Source organism: Streptomyces sp. NPDC003635 (assembly GCF_053587635.1).
This window is the reverse complement of the sequence record NZ_JBSFOK010000113.1, coordinates 1-3,838: the sequence shown is the minus strand read 5'-3', so window position 1 is coordinate 3,838 and position 3,838 is coordinate 1. Positions and strand designations below refer to the sequence as shown.

Annotated in this window: 1 protein-coding gene and 1 pseudogene; both read left to right on the top strand. The window is 71.1% G+C overall.

The features are described from left to right. Positions 1–351 (top strand): annotated as a pseudogene (locus ACWDRW_RS40185) (ketoacyl-synthetase C-terminal extension domain-containing protein); the annotation flags it as partial. A 213-nt stretch (positions 352–564) separates the two neighbouring features. Next, on the top strand, positions 565–3,838 hold a 3,274-nt coding region (locus ACWDRW_RS40180; RefSeq protein ID WP_451733511.1), incomplete at its 3' end, for an acyltransferase domain-containing protein.

Sequence of the window (3,838 nt, the reverse complement as noted above, 5' to 3'; positions counted from 1 at the left end):
GGGCATGCGCAGGCCGCCGCCGGTGTCGCGGGTGTCATCAAGATGGTGATGGCGATGCGGGAGGGTGTCCTGCCGCGCACCCTGCACGTCGACGAACCCACCCCGCACGTCGACTGGTCCTCCGGGCATGTCTCCCTGCTGACCGAAGAACGTTCTTGGGAATCGCCGAACGGTGTACGCCGAGCGGGAGTCTCCTCCTTCGGTGCGAGCGGGACGAACGCCCACGTCATCCTGGAGGAGGCCCCGGAGGCCGAGGAGGTGGGGGCGGCCGTTGAGCCCTCAGCCCCGGTAAGTGGGGTGCTGCCGTGGGTGTTGTCGGCCGGGTCTGCTGAGGCGTTGGTGGCGCAGGCTCAGGCGCTGGCGGGCGTTGCCGGAGCTCTTGACCCGGTGGATGTGGGCTGGTCGTTGGCTACGGGTCGGGCTGGACTGGGGCATCGGGCGGTGGTGTGGGGCCGGGACAGCGCCGAGCTGATGGCGGGGCTGGCGGGTGTTGGCTCGTCGGGGTCGGTGGTTGATGGCCGTGTTGCGGTGCTGTTCACGGGGCAGGGTGCGCAGCGGGCTCGGATGGGTGCGGGGCTGGCGGCCGAGTTCCCGGTGTTCGCGCGGGCGTTGGACGAGGTGTGCCAGGCCTTCGAGGGGCTGCTGCCGCAGCCGCTGGGTGAAGTGCTCGCCGATGAGGGTGAGTTGTTGGATCGGACGGTGTTCACGCAGGCCGGTCTGTTCGCCGTGGAGGTGGCCCTCTTCCGGTTGGCGGAGTCCTGGGGTGTTCGCCCGGACTTCGTGATGGGGCATTCGATCGGTGAGCTGACTGCCGCCTGTGTGGCGGGGGTGTTCTCGTTGGAGGATGCCTGTCGTCTGGTCGCGGCCCGGGGCCGGCTCATGCAGGCGCTGCCTGAGGGTGGGGCGATGCTCGCGGTGCAGGCCGCGGTGGGGGATGTGCTGGCTGCTGTTGGGGACCGGGTGGATCTGGCGGCGGTCAACGGGCCGGCCTCAGTGGTCCTTTCCGGTCCCGAGGCGGAGATCGAGGCTGTCCGGGAGCGTTTCACGGCGGCCGGGGTCAAGTCGCGGCGGCTGAAGGTCTCCCACGCCTTCCACTCCTCGTTGATGGAGCCGATGCTCGCGGAGTTCGAGCAGGTCGCCTCAGGTGTTGCGTATGCCGAACCGCGGATCCCGATTGTGTCGAACGTGTCCGGGCGGCTGGCGGGCGAAGAGATACACACCCCCGCGTACTGGGTGCGGCATGTGCGTGAGGCGGTCCGTTTCGCCGACGGGATCGCCTGGCTGGCCGATGCCGGGGTGACGAGGTTCCTGGAGCTGGGCCCGGACGGCACCCTGTGCGCGATGGGCGCCGAGTGCGCGCAGGGCCTGTTCGTCCCCGCCACCCGTCGAGGTCACGGCGAGGTCGAGACGTTCACCACGGCCCTGTCCCGTCTGTGGGCCAGCGGCGCACACGTCGACTGGCCGGCCCTGTTCACCGGCCGCAACCCGACCCGCGTCGACCTCCCCACCTACCCCTTCCAACACCAGCGCTACTGGCTGGAGCCCGGCATCGCCACGACCGATGTCAGCGGCGCCGGACTGTCCACCGCCGACCACCCGCTGCTCGGCGCCGCCGTGAGCCTCGCCGGAGACGGCGGACTGGTCATGACCGGCCGCCTGTCCATCCGCACCCACCCCTGGCTCGCGGACCACGCGGTGTCGGGCACAGTTCTCTTCCCGGGCACCGGCTTCGTGGAACTGGCGATCCGCGCCGGTGACGAGGTCGGCTGCGACCATCTAGCCGAACTCGCCCTCCAGGCGCCGCTGATCCTCCCGGAGCAGGGCGCGGTGCAGGTGCAAGTGGTCGTCGATCCCTCCGACGAGGACGAGGCCGGACACCGCACCCTCACCGTCTACTCCCGACCCGAGGGGTCGGGTCCGGACACCCCCTGGACAGCGCACGCGCAAGGCGTCCTCACGGATGCTCCGGCAACTGCCCCCGCACACCTCACAGCATGGCCGCCGGAAGGGGCGGAGCCGGTCGATGTGTCCACCTTCTACGCCGGTGCGGAGGCCGCCGGTTACAGCTACGGCCCCGCCTTCCGCGGCCTGACCGCCGCCTGGCGGCACGGTGCCGAGATCTTCGCCGAAGTGGACATGCCGGAGACCGAGGACGGGACGGCCTTCGGGATGCACCCGGCGTTGCTGGACTCCGCGCTGCACGCGGTACTCGCGACCGCGGATTCACACGCCGAGCTGCGGCTGCCGTTCCTCTGGGAGGGCGTCTCGCTCCTCGCCTCCGGCGCCACAGCCGCCCGCGTCCGCATCACCATCAGCGGCGAGGACACGCTCTCCGTCCTCCTCACCGATGCCACGGGCGAGCCCATTGTCAGCGCCGATTCCTTGACGCTGCGGCCCCTTACGGCTGCGCAGCTGACCCCCACGGACACGGACTCCCTGTACCGGCTGAAGTGGGAGAGCGCGCCGCGGACCGCCGATGCCGACGGGGTCGCCGACTGGGCCGTGCTAGGCCGGGACGGCAGGCTGCCGGAGGGCGACGTACCGCCACACGTGCTGTACGCCCCGGCAGAGGGCGGCGATGCCGAGGGAACCACCGCCGAGGTGCTGGCGCTGCTGCAGGGCTGGCTCGCCGATGAGAGGACGGCCGCCTCCCGGCTCGTGGTCGTCACGCGCGGCGCGGTGACCACCCGTGACGACGACGTCGTAGACCTGGCGACCGCCCCCGTCTGGGGCCTGGTCCGGTCGGCGCAGTCCGAGTATCCCGGGCGCTTCGTCCTGCTCGACCTGGACCCGACCGGCGACCGTGACGATGACGCCGTGGTAGGCGCGGCGTTGACCAGTGGTGAGCCGCAGGCGGCGGTCCGTGAGGGCCGGGTGCTGGTGCCGCGCCTGATACGAGCGGCGGATTCCGGCGACAGCCTGACGGTCCCGTCCGACGCGTCCGCATGGCGGCTGGACACCTCGCACAAGGGCACGCTCGACGGCCTCGCGCTGGTGCCGGCGCCCGACGCCTCCGCACCCCTCGCCGCAGGTCAGGTCCGGGTCGCCGTCCGCGCGGCCGGAGTGAACTTCCGCGACGTGCTGATCGGCCTCGGCATGTACCCGGGTGAGGCGTCGATCGGCAGCGAGATCGCCGGTGTGGTGGTGGAAGCCGCCGAGGACGTCACCGAGTTCGCGCCGGGGGACCGGGTCCTAGGCCTCGTGCCCCGCAGTTTCGGGCCGGTGGCCGTCGCCGATGCGCGTGTACTGGCCCCGATCCCGGAGGGCTGGTCGTTCGAGCAGGCGGCTGCCGTACCAGTGGTGTTCCTGACCGCGTACTACGGCTTGGTCGATCTCGGGTCGGTCGAGCAGGGCGACACCGTACTGGTGCACGCCGGTACCGGTGGTGTCGGCATGGCGGCGATCCAGCTTGCCCGTCACCTCGGGGCCACCGTCCTGGCCACGGCCAGTCCCGGCAAGTGGGATGTGCTGCGAGGTCTTGGACTGACCGACGAACAGATCGCCTCCTCCCGCGACTTGGGCTTCCGGGAGGCCTTCGCCGACGCGGGTGTGACCGTCGTGCTCAACTCGCTGGCCGGCGAGTACGTCGACGCCTCTTTGGATCTGCTGACCACCGGTGGCCGCTTCCTGGAAATGGGCAAGACGGACATCCGCGAAGCGCACCAGCTCGCCGACGACGTCGAGTACGCCGCCTTCGACATGCTGGATGCCGGTCCGGTCCGGATCGGCGAGATGCTGCGGACGCTGATGGGCCTGTTCGCGTCGGGTGTCCTCGAGCCGCTTCCGGTGCGGGCGTGGGATGTGCGCAGGGCCGGGGAGGCGTTCCGGTTCATGAGCC